Here is a 17,470-nt window from a genome sequence, read left to right as displayed (position 1 = left end):
TTCCCGGGTCTAGGCGTTGGTGCGCAGCAACAGCCGCTTGAACACAATCGCGTTGTGGTCGTTGGGATCGCGTTCCGGCTCTTCCGCCAGTTCGATGTTCGGGAAGCGACGGAACAGTTCCGTCAGCGTCAGGTATAGCTGGCGCTTGGCCAGGGCCGCGCCGATGCAGTAGCGTGGGCCATAGCCGAACATCACATCGGGGTCGAACTCGCGGTTCACGTCAAAGGTTTCCGGGTCGTCGTAGTAATCGGGGTCATAGTCTTTCAGGTGCGGCATCATCAGTACCATCACCCCGCGACGGAGCTTTTCGCCCATGAACTCCATATCCCGCGGCGCATAGCGCGCGAAGCCCATCTTTGATGACACGCCCCAGCGATTGATTTCACTGAACGCGTTGGCGAAGCTTTCCGGCGTCGCCAGCGCCTGTTCAACCTGGTCCTTGTTCTTCAGCAGACAGTAGACCGACCACTGCTGCGCGACCAGGGTCGTGTCCGCACCGGCGCCGATCAGCGCCAGGATCAGGGTGATGATGTCGCCTTCCTCGAAGCCCTCGTTTTCCGCCTCGATGCGCAGCAGCGTGGACAGGAAATCGTCCTGCTCCGGGTCCTGGCGTCGCTCGGCGATCACTTCCTTGATGATATCGATAGCGCGGTTGGAGTCCTGGCGCGCGGCCTCGCGCTGTTCATCGGAGATGGTCGGGTTCCAGGTCTCGGTGAAGGTCAGGATCACCTGCTTGATCTGCGGCCAGTACTTCTCCGGGATGCCAACCATGCGGGTGATGGAAATGAAGGGAATGTGGTTGGCGATTTCCTCGATATAGTCAAAGGTCTCCGGCTGGCCCAGTCGGTCAAAGAGTTTCTTTACCTCGGGCTCGATTTTGGCCTGGATGTTGTCAACCACGTTGCGCGAAAAGGCCGGTGCCGTGACTTTGCGCACCAGGCGGTGATGATCGTGGTCTGCCAGCAGGCTGTGGCCGATCATCGCACGCTCGAAGTTACTCCATTCATCTTCCGGTGGCCGCGGTGGTGCGAACTCCCAGTCGTAGAAATCGGAAGATAGTGGCTCTTCCTTCCAGCAGCGCATGATGTCGTCCATGCGTGTCATGATCCAGGCCTGCCAGGGCTCATACCAGACCAGCGGTCCGCGGGCGGCCAGCGCCAGGCACTGGGGCACGGGGTCATTCATGTAAGCCTCCGAGTGGGGATTAAAAATCTCCGCAACGGGGGGCAGGGTGGTGGCGGCTTCGGCCATGACTCACTCCGGAAGAAACAGGACGGAGGCAAAAGTATACATATGTCTACTTTCTCTGCAAGTGGATAAATCGCCGTGTGTCCGCTTCCCGCCACCACCGTATTCGCTGCGCGGCAGATGCGGCGGCTGCGTGCTAGCATGTGCCTATCCCTGTCATGACTTTTCTAACAACAAGGGCAAGGTATTTACTTGAAACGAGGCAAGCGCATAGGCGTGTTACTGGTGGCGGCGTTGCTGCTGCCCTCGCTGGCCTGGGCCAATGGTGCCAGCGAGGAGTTCACGCGCACGTCACTGGCGCTGATCCTGATGATTACCCTGGCGGATGCCTGTGGCCTGCTGTTCGAGCGCTTTGGCATGCCCAACCTGGTGGGCGAGATATCGGCCGGTATCCTGCTTGGCAATCTGGCGTTGGTCGGCATCGACTTCAACTTCAGCGCCCTGCTGCGCGAGAGTCAGTTCATGACCTACTCGTCGGAGCTGGCCCTGGTGCTGCTGTTGTTCCTGGTGGGCCTGGAGTCCGATATGAAGGACATGCTGCGGGTGGGGAGTAATGCCGCCGCGGTGGCCTGTGCCGGGGTGCTGCTGCCGGTGTTACTGGGTCTGGCCGCAGCCTACGCCATGGGGATCGATGGAGGCTTGCAAGGGTGGTTCGTGGGCGCCATGCTGGCTGCCACTTCTGTGGGTATTACCGCGAAGTTGCTCGAATCGCACGGCGTGATCAAATCGAATTCCGCAAAGGTGATTCTCGGTGCCGCGGTGATCGACGATGTGCTCGGCATCATGCTGCTCGCGGTGCTGGCCAGTATCGCGACCAGTGGTGAATTCGCCTATGCCGACCTGTTCATCATTATCGTCAAGGCCGTGCTGTTTTTTGCCGGCGCCCTGTACATCGGCCAGCGGCTGATGCCGGAAATGGTGCAGATGCTGGCGCTGACCAAGCACGCCAGTATCTGGACCGGATTTGCCTTCTGCCTGGCGCTGGGTTTCGCGCAACTGGCGGCGTTTGCCGGCCTTGCGCCCTTGATAGGCGCCTTTGTGGCCGGGCTGTTGCTGGACGATGTGGATTTCAGGGTTGGCGACACCCTGCAGAAGCATACCCTCGAGGAGCTGATACGGCCCATCAGTGATATTCTCATCACCATTTTCTTTGTCGGCATTGGCGCGCTGGTGCAGTTGGAAGTGCTGCTCGATCCGGTGATGTTGCTCACCATTGTCGTACTCACGCTGGTCGCCGTTGTCTCCAAGGGCGCCGCCGGCTTCCTGGTCAGGGGGCCTGGTTTTGATCGTCTGGGGATTGGCTTCGGCATGGTGCCGCGGGGCGAGGTAGGCCTGGTGTTCGCAGCGTTTGCGTTCGCGCAGGGCGTGTTTCGCACTGAAACCTACAGCGCCTTGGTCATGGTGGTCCTGCTCTCTACTGTCATTGGCCCGGCGCTGCTGAAACCGAGGCTGGCGCGGTTTTAGGTCAGCTGGGTTCTATGCGTCCCCGAGCATTGCTTTCAGGTGCGCCTCTACACAGCGCGCCAGTGCATGCAGGTCGTAACCGCCTTCCAGTGAGGACACGATCCGGCCCTCGGCACTGGCGTCGGCCTGCTCACACAGGCGCCGTGTAACCCAGGCGAAGTCCTCATCCACCAGGTTGAAATCCGCCAGCGGATCCGCCTGATGTGCATCGAAGCCGGCAGATATCATCACCAGTTGCGGCTGGAACTGCGCCAGGCGCGGTAACCAGTGTTCGCTGATGGCACTGCGAAAGGCCGGACCATCGCAGCCTGCGGGCAGGGGCACATTGGTGATATTGGCAGCACTGGTGCCGTGGCCGGTGTGCGGGTACAGCGGGTGCTGGAAGCTGGAGCAGAACAGGATGCGTTCATCGCCCTTGACGATGTCTTCGGTGCCATTGCCGTGATGCACATCGAAGTCGACGATGGCGATGCGCTCCAGGCCGTATTTTTCCAGGGCGTGATACGCCCCCACGGCGATATTGTTGAACAGGCAGAAGCCCATGGCCTTGTCGCGCTCGGCGTGGTGGCCGGGCGGGCGTACGCCGCAGAACACCTGGGTCAGTTCGCCGGACATGACCTTGTCCACTCCCTGCACCACCGCGCCGGCCGCATGCAGCGCCGCCTGCAGCGAAAATGGGTTCATGCTGGTATCACCGTCCAGCGACACGTGCCCGTGCTCGGGGGACTTGCGAAACACGGTATCGATATAGGCGGATTCGTGGGCTGCCGCCACCTGTTCACGGGAAGCGGGCAGGGCATCGTACTGACGCAACACCATGTCCAGGCCGGTAGCAATCAGGCGGTCGTTGATAGCCGTCAGCCGCGCCGGCTGCTCGGGATGGTAGTCGCCCATCTCATGCATCTGGCAGTGGTGGTGGGTGATGTAACCGATACTCATAAATGCGCTCCAGTTTTCGTGATCTTGCACGCTGTCAGCAGCACGTGCAACAAACATGCGGAATTTGTGCTTATACTTTGCGCTGGATCAGTCGCCGGTGGCCACGCTCACCGCAGACAGCGGAGTCTATGAGCAAACACTATCTTGAAAGCGTTTTCAGCCCGGCCTCGGTGGCGGTGGTCTGCGACAGCACTTACTGCGGCATCGGTTTGCAGGTGCTGCATAATTTGCGCGCGGCCGGTTACCAGGGTGCCGTGCACGCGGTCATGCCCGACTGCTCGCCGGATGCGGACATCCCCGCCCGGGCTTGTATAGCCGACGTTGACGGGCCTGTTGAGCTGGCGGTGATCGCCGCCAGGGCGGAAGCCCAGCCGGGCCTGTTGCGCGAGTGTGGTGAGCGCAAGGTCAGGGCCGCCATCGTGCTGTCAGGCGGCTTCACCGAAACCCAGGAGCGCGGTCTGGCACTGCAGAACGAACTGGTAGACATTGCGCGCGCCTATGACATCGCCCTGGTCGGGCCCAGGTGCCTCGGCGTCGTGCGCCCCGTAAACCAGCTGAATGTGTCGTCCGCGCGCAGCCCGGTGGCCCGCGGTAAAGTGGCGCTGGTGACACAGTCAGGGGCGTTCTGCTCGGCGCTGCTGGACTGGGCAGATAGCAATAATTTCGGTTTTTCCGCCGTGGCCTCATTGGGTGCGTCCAGCGCGGTGAAGCTTGGCGATATGCTGGATTACCTCGCCCAGGACCCACACACCAACAGCATCCTCTTGTATGTGGAACGGATTACCGACGCCCGCCTGTTTCTCAGCGGCCTGCGCGCTGCCGCGCGCCTGAAGCCGGTAGTGGTGATCAAGTCCGGTCGTAACGAGTCGGGAAAGCGCGCGGCGCTCGGCCATATCCATACGCCGCTGGGCAGTGACGAGGTCTTTGATGCGGCCATCCGCCGTGCCGGCGCCGTCCGGGTGACGCTGGTCAGCCAGCTGATTGCTGCCGCCACCATTCTCGCCACCGGTGCACGCGTGAAGGGATCGCGGCTGGCGGTGCTCACCAACGGCGGTGGTCCCGGTGTTATGGCGGCTGACTGGGCGGGCAGCGAGGGGGTGCCGCTGGCGCCGCTGGCAGAGTCCACGGTCGAGGCCCTCTCCGCCGTGCTGCCGGCGCACTGGTCGCATTGTGATCCGGTGGATATTCTCGGTGACGCCGATGGTGAGCGCTATCGAGCGGCCACCGAGATCATCCTGCGGGACGAGAATGTGGACGGCCTGCTGGTGCTGTGCACGCCCCAGGGCTTTACCGACCCCGACGATTGTGCGCAGGGCGTCATCGATGGCGCCAGGGGCGGGCGCAAACCGGTACTGGCATCGTGGATGGGCGAGCGCCTGGTGGCTGCCGGTCGCAAGCGCCTGACGGACGCCGGCATCCCGCACTTCATTGCGCCGGAAGGCGGAGTCGACGCCTTTGCCTACCTGGCCAGTTACCGCCGCAACCAGAGCGCGCTGCTGCAGGTACCGGAACCGCTGTCGGAAAACGACAGGCCGGATATCTATGGTGCGCAGGCCATCATCGATCATGCCCTGGCGGAGCGTCGGGAAATACTCACCCTGGCTGAGTCCAAGGCCATCCTGCGCGCATTCAAGATTCCGGTGCTGCCCAGCATCAACGCCCACGACGCCGTCGATGCTCTGGTGGCGGCAGAGAACCTCGGCCTGCCGGTGGCGATGAAGATCAACTCACCGGACATCCTGCACAAGTCAGATGTGGGCGGGGTGCGCCTGAACATCCGGGAATCGCGCAGTATCTACCAGGCCTACGAGGAACTCACCCGCGAGGTGGCCGAGCGCGTGCCCGAGGCGCGTATCCAGGGCGTCTGCATAGAGCCGATGATCGACCGGCCCCATGCCAGGGAGATGATGGTCGCCATCGCGCGGGACCCTGTTTTTGGTCCGGTCATTCACCTTGGCGCAGCCGGAACGGCGATCGAGATGCTCTCCGAAGGCAACCAGGTTGCACTGCCGCCACTGAATGACTTCCTCAGCCGGGAGTTGATTGATCGCACCCAGGCGTCACGCTTCCTGCGCCAGTTCCGCAGTTTTCCGGAAGCAAACCTGGGCGAGCTGTCGCGGATGCTGCAGCGGGTGTCAGAGATCGCCTGTGAGCTGCCGAGCATCAACACGCTGGACATCAATCCACTGCTGGTGGACGAGGATGGTGTGGTAGCGGTGGGCGCGCGCATTACCGTGAAGGCGCCGGCCGCCAGCACCGTGCGCTACGGGCACATGGCCATCCACCCCTACCCGGCCAACCTGGAAAGCAACATGGTGTTGGCGGATGGCCTTGAGGTGCTGGTGCGCCCTATCCGCCCGGAGGACGCGCGCAAGGAGCAGGATTTCGTCACCAACCTGTCTGCGCAGTCCAAGTATTTCCGTTTCATGCACGGCCTTAACAAGCTCACGCCGGAGATGCTGGCCCGCTTTACGCAGATCGACTACGACCGGGAGATGGCGCTGGTGGCCATTGCCCCGGGTGCGGACGCGCGCCCTTCATTCCTCGGTGTGGCGCGTTACACCATCAACCCGGACGGCAGTTCCTGTGAGTTCGCCCTCACCGTTGCCGATGCCTGGCAGGGCAGGGGCGTCGGCCCCAAGCTCATGGAGCGGCTGATGCACGTGGCGCGCGAGCGCGGCCTGGACACCATGATCGGCGAGGTGCTGTCGCAGAACGCGCGCATGCTGCGCATGTGCAAGCAGCTGGGTTTCCGTGCCATGCGCAGCGCCGAAGACCCGGAAGTGACCCTGGTTACTCGCTCCCTCTAGCTGGCGGCGCGGTGTCGGCTGCCTGCGGGCAGGTTCTGATTGAGCCGAGCACGATAGCCCCCACCAGCATCAATGCCGCGGTGCCGGCCCTCGCCCACGGGTTGCTGAGGGCAAACACGATCGAGGCGCCGCCGGCGAGCAGCATCGAGCCGATCCCCACCCACTTGGTCCGCCGCGACACGCAGCGCTGCTCTTCCCAGTTGCGAATCATGGGCCCGAACAGCTCGCTGTCCTGCAGCCGCTGGTGCCAGGCTTCCGAGGAGCGGGCGAAGAACCAGGCCGCGAGCAGCACAAAGGGCGTGGTCGGCAATACCGGCAGCACCACGCCGGCGGCACCCAGCGCGAGGCAGGCAAGGCCCAGGGGTTTGTAAAGCGTCCGTCGCAATGGCGTCTACCTGTGTAAGTTCAAAAACGACCGTTTCGGGGATGAATTTCTGCGGACACTGTGCCACAGTATTCGCGCTGCTTGCATAATTCTAATAAATGAGGAGTCTGTATGAAGGGGTATTTTGCACCCGAGAAGCGTCCACTGGTTTTTGCTCTCGCCACCTGTTTGATCGCGCCTTTGCCCGCCGTTGCGCAACTGGAAGAAGTGATTGTTACTGCGCAGAAGCGCAGTGAGTCGGTGCAGGATGTGCCGATCGCCATCACCGCCTTCGACGAGGACGCGATGCGCGAGCGCCAGATTGTGGGTTTTGGCGATATGCGTTTTACCGCCCCCAACGTCAATTACAGCAAGGGCAATTTCACCGGTAACAACTTCCAGATCCGCGGCGTGGGCACCAACCTGGTCGCCGCCTCCGCCGATTCCGGTGTCGGCATCCACGTCAATGAGGTGCCGGTCTTCTCGCCGCGCCTGTTCGAGACCGAGTACTACGATGTAGCCCAGGTCGCGGTGTTGCGCGGGCCCCAGGGCACACTCTACGGCCGCAACTCCACTGGTGGCGCGGTCAACATGATTACGCGCACCGCCCACGCCGATGACCTCGAGGGGAACCTGGAGGCGCAATACGGGAATTACGACCACAAGAAAGTGGTGGGTTTCATCAATGTACCCCTGGGTGACCAGCTGGGCGCGCGCTTCGCCGGCCTGTGGCTGGAGCGGGACGGCTATACCGAGAACCTGTATACCGGCAACGATATCGATGGCCGCGATCAGTACTCACTGCGCGCTTCATTCAACTGGTCGAGCGAAAGCACCACCGCCGACCTGATGATTTCCTACTTTGACGAGGACAGCACCCGCAGTCGCAGCCAGAAGCAGATGTGCGGCAATGACCCAACCGGCCTGCTGGGCTGCTCCCCGGACCGGTTGGCCTTCGAGAAGCCCAACCCCAGTGCGCAGCTGTCCAACATACTCGCCTCGGATGCACTACTTGGCCCCCTGGGCCTGTTTGAGTATGGCTCGAACAATCCCGGCGAGGAGCCGCGGGACTTGCGCAAGGTGTTTGCCGACTTCGACCCCATCTACGAGGCCGACGAGACCCTGGTGACCCTGGATATCCAGCACGAGATGGAAAACCACACCCTGGCGCTGGTGGCTGGCTACCATGAGACCAGCGTACTCTCGCGCATGGACTACACCTGGAATGTCGGTGTGCCGCTGGAAGTGCCGGCGCTGCTGCAGGTGCTGGCGCCGGAAACCTACGCCACACTGTTCAGCGAGGGCCTGCCGCTGTCTGCTCCGTCGGCGAATGCTACCGGGTCCGTGGGTGGCAACATCGCCTATACGCCACAGGGCCTGGAGTCCTTCGACCAGTCGGATCGCGAGTCAGAGCAATCCTCCATCGAGCTGCGGCTGCAGTCGGATTACGACGGCAGCTTCAACTTCCTGGTCGGCGCCTTCTACATGGAGGTGGATATGCAGGATGATTACTGGGTCATCGCCAACGGCTTCGACTACGTGGCGGCGGTGGCCGGTGCCGTGAATTTCAGTGACGGCTTTGGCTGGGTGGGCCCCCAGTTCAATACCGATACCGAGCAGTTCAAGATCGAGTCCGAGGCCCTGTTCGGCGAGCTCTACCTGGACCTCACCTCTGACCTCAAGTTGACGCTGGGTGCGCGCTACAACATCGATACCAAAGACATCCGTGACCGCCAGATCCTGCTCAACAACGACGAGGCTACCGGTGCACCGCTGTTCCAGGCGCTGGGCGCCGATGAACCCATCCCGGTAGCCTATCGCAACGACAGCAACGAATGGAAAGAGTGGACGGGCCGGGTCGTACTCGACTGGGCTGTCAACGAGGACACGCTGGCCTACGCTTCCTGGTCCCGGGGCTACAAGGGCGGCGGCTTCAACCCGCCCTTTGACCCGATAGACTTCCCCAGCCAGACGGCGACCTTCGACCCGGAATTTGTGGATGCCTGGGAAGCGGGCGTGAAAAATACCCTGCTGGACAACACCCTGCAGGCCAATTTCTCCGCCTTCTTCTATGACTACGAGGGCATGCAGACATCCAAGATCGTCAACCGCACATCCTTCAACGAGAACACCGATGCCGAGATCTACGGTCTGGAAGCCGAGTTCCTGTTCGCGCCCAGTGCCAGTTGGCAGTTCAACGCCAACGCGTCCTACCTGCACACCGAGGTCAAGGATTTCGCCAGTATCGACTCCCGCGATCCCACCGGCGGACGTGATGACGTGACCCTGATCAAGGATGATACCCAGGCCACCAACTGTGTGGTGCTGCTGTCGCCGGACCAATTTGCCGCGCTGGATGTGGGCGGCCAGTTCAACAGTTGTCGCGGCCTGACCGACCAGGGCCTGCCGGTGACCGACGGCGTGCTGGAGGACCTGGACGGCAACCAGCTGCTGAACTCGCCGGAGTGGTCGCTCAGCCTGGGCGCGCAGTACAACGCCAGCCTGCCGGGCGATTACGGCCTGTCGCTGCGGGTTGATTACTACTGGCAGGATGAGATGTACACGCGCCTGTACAACCGCGACATCGATCGCATAGACGCCTGGGATATCTGGAACGCGCAGGCCAACCTGCTGTCGCCGGACGAATCCTGGTATGCACGCGCCTATGTGAAAAATATCGCCGACGAGGACCACTTTGTGGGCTACTACCTGTCCAGCCCGTCCTCCGGGCTGTTTACAAACGTGTTTACCCTGGAGCCCCGTACCTACGGCCTGGCAATCGGCTACAACTTCCGGTAACAATGGCGTCATGACCCCGCCACGCCTGCCCGCGCCCGACCGCACTGCCCTGGTCCTGACCGGTGGCGGTGCACGCGCGGCCTACCAGGTGGGCGTACTCAAGGCCGCCGCCGAGGTATTGCCCAAGCGTGCGCACAACCCGTTTTCCATCATCACCGGCACGTCTGCCGGCGCCATCAACGCGGTGGCGCTGGGTGCCTCGGCCAACAATTTCCGGCTGGCAGTAAAGAAAGTGGAGTATATCTGGAGCAACCTCAGCGTTGACCAGGTGTATCGCGCGGGTTACCTCGACCTGTTGCGCAGTGTGCTGCGGCTGGTGGGTTCACTGTTTCACCGCGGTACCGGCATCAGCAAGCCCCTGTCACTGCTTGACGCGGCGCCGCTGGCGGAGCTGTTACAGCGCGCTATCAATTTCGAAGATCTGGAGAAACGCCTGCGCGGTGGGCAGCTGGACGCGATCGGGGTGACCGCATCGAGCTACGACAGCGGTGAGTCGGTGACGTTTTACCAGAGCGATCTCGAGGGCACGGTGCTGCTGCCCTGGCTGCGCTCACGCCGCCGCGGGGTGCCCACGCGCCTTGGTGTTGAACACCTGCTGGCCTCCTCGGCCATTCCCACTATCCTGCCGGCGACGCGAATTGGCGACAGCTACTACGGTGACGGCGCCCTGCGCCAGGTGTCGCCCATCAGTCCCGCGCTGCACCTGGGTGCGCAACGGGTGATGGTGGTGGGTGTCAGTGGTAATCCCGAGCGCCCGCCCGAGGTGCACCACGAAAACCACTCTCCCTCGCTGGCGCGCATGGTGGGCCATGTGTTCAACAGCGCCTTTATCGATGCACTGGAAAATGACATGGACCACCTGACCCGCATCAATGAGCTGGTCGGCATGGTGCACAACGAGGCACCCTACAAGTCCACCGGTGCCTTGCGGCTGGTGGATTTCCTGTGCATCAACCCCTCGATCGAGATCGACCAGCTGGTGTCCAGGCACATTGGCAGTCTGCCGCGGGCCATGCGCAGCGTGCTCAGCATCACCGGCGCCACGCCCCAGGGCGGTGGCACCAGCCTGGCCAGTTACCTGCTGTTCGAAGGCAGTTTTTGCCGCGAGTTAATCGCCTGCGGCTATCGCGACGCCATGGAGCAGCGCGACATGCTGGAAGCCTTCTTCCAGCCTCGACCGGCAGTGAGCGTGTAGCCGCTGACGTGTTAAACTGGCCGCTGTAGTATCCAGGGGCCCTCGCGTTGAAACGTTTTGTCATTACCTTCCTTGTCGTGCTGGTAGCACTGTTTTCGCTGGAAATGCTCAACCCGGTACAGGAGCATGTGATCATTCCCTTCACCAGCATGCTTGCCACTATCAGCGCGGCCATCATTGCGCCATTTGATGACACGGTAATTGCTTACGGCAAGATCCTGCAGTTTCGCGACACCGGCTTTGCGGTGTCGATCGAGGCGGGTTGCAACGGTGTGGAAGCGGCCATCGTGCTGATCGCCGCCGTGGTCGCCTACCCGGCCAGCTGGAAGGCGCGCATTCTGGCCATTGCGCTGGGCTTCCTGACCATTCAGGCGCTCAACATCGTGCGCATTATCACCCTGTTTTACCTCGGGGACTGGGACCTGGACATCTTCTCCTGGGTGCATCTGTACCTGTGGCCCGCGCTGATCATGCTCGACGTACTGGTGGTGTTCATTTTCTATCTGCGCTACCTGGGCAGGTCGGGGGAGGAGGGCGCCCATGCCGCTGCCGCGTGACCACAACCTGCGCCAGTTCCTGTTATTCGCCTTCGCCCTGATCCTGCCCTGCTTTGCCCTGTGGACCCTGGTCGCGGGTGCCCTGGCCATGCCCGTGGTCGGGCTTGCCGATATGATCCTGACGGCCTGGTTTCCCTCGGTCGTGGAGGGGCTGGTGTTTCACGGTGAAGACGTGGTGCTGATGACCCGATTTGGGGAGCTTGATGGCCGGCCGGTACCCCCGGACCAGTCCGAATACCGGCTGGCACTGGCGGTAAACCCGGGAATCCTGTCCTATTCCCTGCCGTTCTACGCCGCGCTGCACTTTGCCACACCCAAACAGCACTACCTGACCGGCTTTGTCGCGGGGGTGATGTGGCTCTATCCCCTGATCCTGATCGGCCTGCTGAGTATCTGCCTGAAGGAACTGATGGTGGCCCTCGGCGCCCTGTTCATGGAGCAACCGGGTGTATTTGTGCCCAATGACAACTTCATCGCGCTGTTTTACCAGCTCAACGTCCTGATCGTGCCGACGGTGGCGCCGATTTCAGTATGGGCCTGGCAATCACGCGACACACCATTGATGCGTGGCCTGGTGAGCCTGTTGCCGGCAACGGAGCGCGCGCAGGGCTAGTCCTGCCCGGGTTACTCCGTTGGGCGCAGGAAGGTAAATCGCGGCTGCGTGATACCCCCTGTGGTGACGGTTTCACTCCACATTGCCAGTGGGCGTGCCCACAGTGCGCGGTCGCCGTAGAGCGGGCGATAAATTGCCAGCTGTTCCCCCGTCTCGGAGTGCGTGGCCACCTCGTAGAGCTGGTATTCGTTTCCCTTGTAGTGCCGGTAAATGCCGGCTTCCGGTGTTGCGTTCACTGTCTGCCCTTGTGCTGTGGCGTGGAAAGTAGCTTAATGCTTCTGCCAAGTGTACGTGAGCCACGGTGGCAGTTTAAGCGTACCGATAACAAACCAACCGAGGTGAGTCTCATGAGCGATGCAGCCAATGACATTGTGATGAATATGGACGCGGCGGAGGGAATCCTGCCCTCTACCGAGAATCCGGAGGAGATCCGCGCGGATCGCAAGAACAAACTGGCGGCGGCATTGCGCGTGTTTGGCAAATTCGGCTTTGACGAGGGCGTGGCGGGCCATATCACTGTGCGCGACCCGGAGCAGACCGATCATTTCTGGGTTAACCCCATGGGGCGCTCGTTCAAGCAGATGCGGGTATCCGATCTGCTGCTGGTCAATCACAAGGGTGAAGTCGTTCACGGCGCGGGCCTGCTCAATGGCGCCGCGTTCACCATCCACTCGCAGATTCATATGTCCGACCCATCCATCACTGCGGCGGCGCATTCCCATTCCGTATACGGCAAGGCCTTCTCCGCGCTGGGCAAGACCCTGGACCCGCTGACCCAGGACGCCTGTGCCTTCTATGAAGACCACGTGCTGTTTGATGATTTCTCCGGCGTGGTGCTGGATAACAGCGAGGGTGAGCGCATTGCCGCCGCGCTGGACGGCCGCAAGGCCGCCATCCTGCAGAACCACGGCCTGCTTACCGTGGGCGAGACCATTGATGCGGCGGCCTGGTGGTATATCACCATGGAGCGCAGCTGCCAGGCGCAGCTTATGGCCGAGGCGGCGGGTGAGCCGAAGTTGATTCCGCATGAGGTGGCGCTGGGCACGCGCGAGACCGTCGGCTCCCCATTGGCGGGCTGGTTCAGTTTCCAGCCCCTGTACGACGTGATCATTGCCGAGCAGCCGGAACTGCTTGAGTAAGCTATTTGCGGCCTCATCCGGTGGGCCGGATGGGGCTATTGCCTGCGCTGTTGCGGCCGCCGCACATTGAGTTTGCCCACGACGCCGTGGGCAACTATAGTCTGGGAAGTGTTCGCATTCTGGCGAACGAGTAACCCGGGGAAATCTCGATGCTGAAACACAGTCTAGTGTTGTCCGCGGCCGTATCGGCAGCGGTGATGACCATGTCTGCCGGCGCTGCCACTGAAGCCGAACGTATAAAACAACTCGAACAACAGCTCCAGCAGCAGCAACAGATGCTGCAGATGATGCAGCAGGAGTTGCAGCAGTTAAAAGCAGGCCAGGCCGCGCCTGGCCGGGCCGAACCTGGCCGGGCCGACCCGGGCCAGGTGGAATCGACGGCGGTGCACAGCGTTGTACAGCCTCAGGAGATTGAGGCGGAAGCGGTCGCGGTGGCGCCCACGGAGACCGACCCGCTCGGTTTTGATATCTATGGATTCGTGATGGCCGATGCTATCTACGACTTCAAACGGGTGGATCCTGACTGGAACGACACCCTGCGTGTCAGCACCATCCCGACCCAGGACGGGCAGTACGGCGAAGACGGCGAATTTGTATTCAGCGTGCGCCAGTCGCGATTGGGTGTGCGCGGCGAGTACGACACCCCGGCAGGCAAGGTCACTGCACTGCTGGAAGCGGAACTGTTTGGCACCGGCGGCGATGCCGGTCAGACCACTCCGCGCCTGCGTCATGCCTGGGCCACCTGGAACAACATTGGCCTCGGTCAGTACTGGTCCAACTTCATGGATATCGATGTGTTCCCGAACACCATCGATTACTGGGGCCCCACTGGCATGGTGTTCTACCGTAACCAGCAGGTGCGCTACAGTTTTCCGATGGGCGATGATGAATTCTCCATCGCGCTGGAGAACCCCGACACGGCACTGACCGTCGGCAAGTTCCGTGATGAGTGCGCCGCCGAGCTGGAGGAGAATTGCGACTCGGTGCTCAACGATGTGTTCAGGAAATACAACGACATTCCCGATCTCTCCATACGCTACCGCGACAACACGGACTGGGGACACTGGCAGCTGGCGGGTATCGCGCGCAAGCTGGGTTACGAGCGCCTGGATACCGGCGAAAAGGACAGTGAGTTCGGCTGGGGTGTGAACGCCAGTACGGTGATCAACACCTTCGGCCAGGACAAGCTCAAGCTGCAGCTGGTCTATGGCGAAGGCGTGGGTAACTATATGAACGATGGCGGCGTCGACCTCGCGCCGCGCGAGGCCACGCGAGTCGGCAATAGTGCCGAGGCGGTGCCTATCCTCGGTGTCGTTGCCTACTATGACCACTACTGGAGCGACAAGTGGTCCACCTCCGTGGGCTGGAGTACCACCAAGCTCGATACCACCAAGGGCCAGGACGGCAGTGAGTTTGAACAGGGCCAGATCGCCCAGATCAACCTGCTGCACTATCCCACCAGTGGCGTGCTGATCGGTGGCGAACTGATCTGGGGTGAACGCGAGGATGTCAGCGGTGACGATGGCTACGACCTGCGCGCCCAGCTGTCCCTGAAAGTGAACTTCCCCCGCGAATAATCGCAAGCTGTGAACGAATCGGTCAGCGGCAGTGATCTCTGTGGTCACTGCCGCTTTGCCGTGGTTGTGAAATGATTATCCTTTTGCAGCGAACAGGGAGTACAGCATGCAGGACTTCAATAACAAGGTTGCGGTAGTTACCGGTGGCGCCGGCGGCATCGGCAAGGCGTTGGTCAAGGCGCTGTTGGACGACGGCGCCAGAGTGGTCATCGCCGACGTCGAGCAGGGCGCCATGGACGCAGCCGTTGCCGAATGCAGTGGTGAGGGGCGCCAGGTCAGTGCCTTCAAGGTGGATGTGCGCAAACCGGATTCGGTCGAGGCGCTGGCGGACTACGTCTATGCCGAGCACGGCGCCTGTCACCTGTTGTTCAACAATGCCGGTGTGGCGGCACCCTCTGCCAATGTCTGGGAGACCACGCCCAACGACTGGTCCTGGATATACAGTGTCAATGTCATGGGCGTCGCCCACGGCATCCAGGCCTTCGTGCCGCGCATGATCGCCGGGGGTGAGGAAGGGCACATCATCAATACCACCTCTGCCGATGGCGGTATTTCCAGCCTGCCCTACCAGTCGGTGTACGCCTCGAGCAAGGCCGCCGTGTGTGCGCTGACCGAGTGCCTGGCCTCGCAGCTGGAAAGCGAGAACACCAAACTGCGGGCATCGTTGTTCTATCCCTCCGGCGGGGTACTGGTGACCGGCCTGTGGAACCCGGAGCGCAACCGTCCTGCCGAACTGGCGCGGGAAAAGCCCGGTGCGCCACCGCCGGATATCGAGGCCTTCAAGGAGGCCATGAAGACGGCCGGCGTAGAATTGCAGATCCAGGACCTGGATGAGCTGGCGCGCTTTACCCTGGATGGCGTGCGCGAACAGCGTTTTGTCATCATGATGAACCTGGACGAGGCCGCAGAGCAGTTGCGGGTGCGCTCGGAGCGCTACCGGCGCGCGGAATTGCCCATCGTATTCGAGGAAATACCACAGATGTGAGGATGCGTGGGCCCGGCAGTGGCGCTTGCTACTGCCGTTCACTAGAATGGGGGGACCAGTAGCAAGGGGCTTCCCATGATCTCCACCGAAATGCAGCAAGCGCTGTACCAGCAACTCAACGACGAATTTTCCTCCGCTTACCTGTACCTGGCGATGTCAGCGTACTGTTCACATATCGATTTCAGCGGCGCCGCCAACTGGCTCAAGATGCAGTACGAGGAGGAGCAGCAGCACGCCACGCGCATCTATAACTACCTGATCGACCAGGGCGCGCACGTGGTGCTGGATCAGATCCCGCGGCCGCCAACCGAGTTCGGTACCATCCTCGAGGTATTCCAGAAGTCGCTGGCGCACGAACAGAAGATGACCGCGAAACTCAACAACCTCAGTGACCAGGCCCTGAAGGAAAAGGACCACGCCACTTACAACCTGCTGCAATGGTTCGTGAATGAGCAGGTTGAAGAAGAAGCCACGGTGAGTGAGCTGATCTCCAAGTTGAAGCTGGTCAAGGACGACGGCTACGGCCTGCTCATGATCGACAATGAGCTGGGCTCGCGCACCACGCCCGCCGCTGCGCCCTGATACATGGCCCGGCTGAAGCTCTACTACGCGACCAACCGTCGCCATGAGGGGCGCAATCGCTGGCGGCCGACGGGCTACAGCCGCCACTTCAGCCAGGATGGCATAGAAAACCTGCGTTTCGGTGTGGTGCGCGTCACCGCCCTGAAGCGCGACATCAATGCCTGCCTCGAGCGGGACATGTCACCCAATGGCACCGGTAACGGCGAGGCGCTGGCCTCCTACCTGGCGAAACAGTCGCAAGACACCGGCACTATCCGTGCGTATCCGGAGAAGCTCAGCGATGGCATTGCCGAGTCGGCGCAGGACGATGCCGTGCTGGGTTCGCGAGCCATGCTCGCCGACCTGCAGGAAGCGATGACCAACGCCGCCGATGTGCTGGTTTACGTGCACGGTTTCAACGTCAATTGGCACCAGGCGGTAGGTACTGCCATGGCCCTGCAACTGATGATGCAGGCCAAGGCCAATCTCTCCGCCAATTGTGAGAGCAAGGATGTGGTGGTGGTGCTGTTTACCTGGCCCTCTGACGGCCTGATGCTGCCCTGGGTCTCTTACAAATCCGACCGCGCCGAGGCCAGGGGCTCCGGTGCGTCCTTCGGTCGCGCCCTGCTCAAAACCCGCGACTACCTGCATGCCCTGCACGACAGGGCGCGCAATCGTGAGGTGGAACTGTGTGACCAGCAGATTCACCTGCTGTGTCATTCCATGGGCAACTACCTGCTGCAGGAGGTGATTGATCGCCTCAACCAGTTTACCCCCGGGCGCGCCCTGCCGCGCCTGTTTGACCAGGTGTTCCTGTGTGCCCCGGATGTGGATGACACCGCGCTGGAACCGGGTGAACCCCTGGGCCAGATCAACCAGTTGGCGCGGCAGGTGAGCGTCTACCACAACCGTGGTGACACCGCGATGGTGATTTCCGACTACAGTAAGGGGCAACCGGAACGCCTTGGCGGAGCCGGGGCGGCGCGCCCCGGGCAGTTGCACCGCAAGGTACACCAGGTGGACTGCAGCGGCGTGGTTACGGGGCTGGTGGAGCACAGCTACTACCTGGTGGGCAATGTCGCGGCGGACATCCGCCAGAGTATCGACGGTGTGGCCCAGCGAGATAGCGGGCGGCGACGTGAAGAAACGGCCGCCTATGATAATGTCTGGTTGTTGCGCTAGCCGCGCGCCAGCATGGTGAAAACCGCGAGGCCGCCAG

At 61.9% G+C, this 17,470-nt stretch carries 15 protein-coding genes; 11 read left to right on the top strand and 4 right to left on the bottom strand.

Annotated features, from left to right (window positions below; translation table 11 throughout):
• Window positions 1-9: 9 nt before the first annotated feature.
• Window positions 10-1,251 (bottom strand): cytochrome P450, encoded by a 1,242-nt coding sequence (locus F0M18_RS15880; protein WP_149612453.1) that lies wholly within the window; start codon window positions 1,249-1,251, stop codon window positions 10-12.
• A 189-nt stretch (window positions 1,252-1,440) separates the two neighbouring features.
• On the opposite strand from F0M18_RS15880, the gene F0M18_RS15875 reads away from it, so the two are divergent.
• On the top strand, window positions 1,441-2,712 hold the full coding sequence (locus F0M18_RS15875; RefSeq protein ID WP_149612452.1) for a cation:proton antiporter: 1,272 nt from the start codon (window positions 1,441-1,443) through the stop codon (window positions 2,710-2,712).
• A gap of 12 nt (window positions 2,713-2,724) precedes the next feature.
• On the opposite strand, the gene F0M18_RS15870 is transcribed toward F0M18_RS15875, so the two are convergent.
• Window positions 2,725-3,651 carry a histone deacetylase family protein gene (locus F0M18_RS15870; RefSeq protein ID WP_149612451.1) on the bottom strand — a complete coding sequence of 309 codons (927 nt, stop codon included), beginning with the start codon at window positions 3,649-3,651 and terminating at the stop codon, window positions 2,725-2,727.
• Between the two features lie 128 nt (window positions 3,652-3,779).
• Here F0M18_RS15870 and F0M18_RS15865 point away from each other — a divergent pair, with 128 nt between their 5' ends.
• A complete protein-coding gene (locus F0M18_RS15865; protein WP_149612450.1) occupies window positions 3,780-6,461 on the top strand; it encodes a bifunctional acetate--CoA ligase family protein/GNAT family N-acetyltransferase in 2,682 nt (893 codons plus the stop codon).
• Here F0M18_RS15865 and F0M18_RS15860 read toward each other — a convergent pair.
• Entirely contained in the window at window positions 6,445-6,846 is a 402-nt protein-coding gene (locus F0M18_RS15860; protein WP_149612449.1) for a YbaN family protein, read from the bottom strand. The two genes, F0M18_RS15865 and F0M18_RS15860, sit on opposite strands and share 17 nt — an antisense overlap.
• A gap of 111 nt (window positions 6,847-6,957) precedes the next feature.
• Between F0M18_RS15860 and F0M18_RS15855 the strand changes: the two genes are divergently transcribed.
• From F0M18_RS15855 to F0M18_RS15840, 4 genes are read left to right on the top strand one after another with little or no spacing between them, the layout of a single operon-like run.
• A complete protein-coding gene (locus F0M18_RS15855; protein WP_149612448.1) occupies window positions 6,958-9,624 on the top strand; it encodes a TonB-dependent receptor in 2,667 nt (888 codons plus the stop codon).
• 10 nt (window positions 9,625-9,634) lie between these two features.
• Entirely contained in the window at window positions 9,635-10,819 is a 1,185-nt protein-coding gene (locus tag F0M18_RS15850) for a patatin-like phospholipase family protein (protein WP_149612447.1), read from the top strand.
• 47 nt (window positions 10,820-10,866) lie between these two features.
• Entirely contained in the window at window positions 10,867-11,376 is a 510-nt protein-coding gene (gene xrtH, locus F0M18_RS15845; RefSeq protein ID WP_149612446.1) for an exosortase H, read from the top strand.
• Complete coding sequence (locus tag F0M18_RS15840) at window positions 11,360-11,989, top strand: exosortase H-associated membrane protein (protein ID WP_149612445.1); 630 nt, start codon at window positions 11,360-11,362, stop codon at window positions 11,987-11,989. Before xrtH ends, F0M18_RS15840 begins: the two co-directional genes overlap by 17 nt.
• A gap of 11 nt (window positions 11,990-12,000) precedes the next feature.
• Here the strand turns inward: F0M18_RS15840 and F0M18_RS15835 are convergent, their stop codons facing one another.
• Window positions 12,001-12,225: a DUF1653 domain-containing protein gene (locus F0M18_RS15835; RefSeq protein WP_149612444.1), complete on the bottom strand. Its 225-nt coding sequence runs from the start codon at window positions 12,223-12,225 to the stop codon at window positions 12,001-12,003.
• 111 nt (window positions 12,226-12,336) lie between these two features.
• Between F0M18_RS15835 and F0M18_RS15830 the strand changes: the two genes are divergently transcribed.
• The 5 genes from F0M18_RS15830 to F0M18_RS15810 all read left to right on the top strand — a co-directional run bounded on the left by F0M18_RS15830 (window position 12,337) and on the right by F0M18_RS15810 (window position 17,433).
• Window positions 12,337-13,128, top strand: a complete 792-nt coding sequence (locus tag F0M18_RS15830; protein ID WP_149612443.1) for a class II aldolase/adducin family protein — start codon at window positions 12,337-12,339, stop codon at window positions 13,126-13,128.
• A gap of 149 nt (window positions 13,129-13,277) precedes the next feature.
• On the top strand, window positions 13,278-14,705 hold the full coding sequence (locus F0M18_RS15825) for a DcaP family trimeric outer membrane transporter (RefSeq protein WP_149612442.1): 1,428 nt from the start codon (window positions 13,278-13,280) through the stop codon (window positions 14,703-14,705).
• A 106-nt stretch (window positions 14,706-14,811) separates the two neighbouring features.
• Window positions 14,812-15,690: an SDR family NAD(P)-dependent oxidoreductase gene (locus F0M18_RS15820; protein ID WP_149612441.1), complete on the top strand. Its 879-nt coding sequence runs from the start codon at window positions 14,812-14,814 to the stop codon at window positions 15,688-15,690.
• A gap of 75 nt (window positions 15,691-15,765) precedes the next feature.
• Complete coding sequence (locus F0M18_RS15815) at window positions 15,766-16,272, top strand: ferritin (protein WP_149612440.1); 507 nt, start codon at window positions 15,766-15,768, stop codon at window positions 16,270-16,272.
• A gap of 3 nt (window positions 16,273-16,275) precedes the next feature.
• Window positions 16,276-17,433, top strand: coding sequence for an alpha/beta hydrolase (locus F0M18_RS15810; RefSeq protein WP_149612439.1), 1,158 nt, complete (start codon window positions 16,276-16,278; stop codon window positions 17,431-17,433).
• Window positions 17,434-17,470: the final 37 nt, after the last annotated feature.

Source organism: Pseudohalioglobus sediminis, from assembly GCF_008370495.1.
Lineage (GTDB): Bacteria > Pseudomonadota > Gammaproteobacteria > Pseudomonadales > Halieaceae > Halioglobus.
Note: the sequence above shows the minus strand (reverse complement) of the source record. Positions and strands in the feature narration are given on the sequence as shown.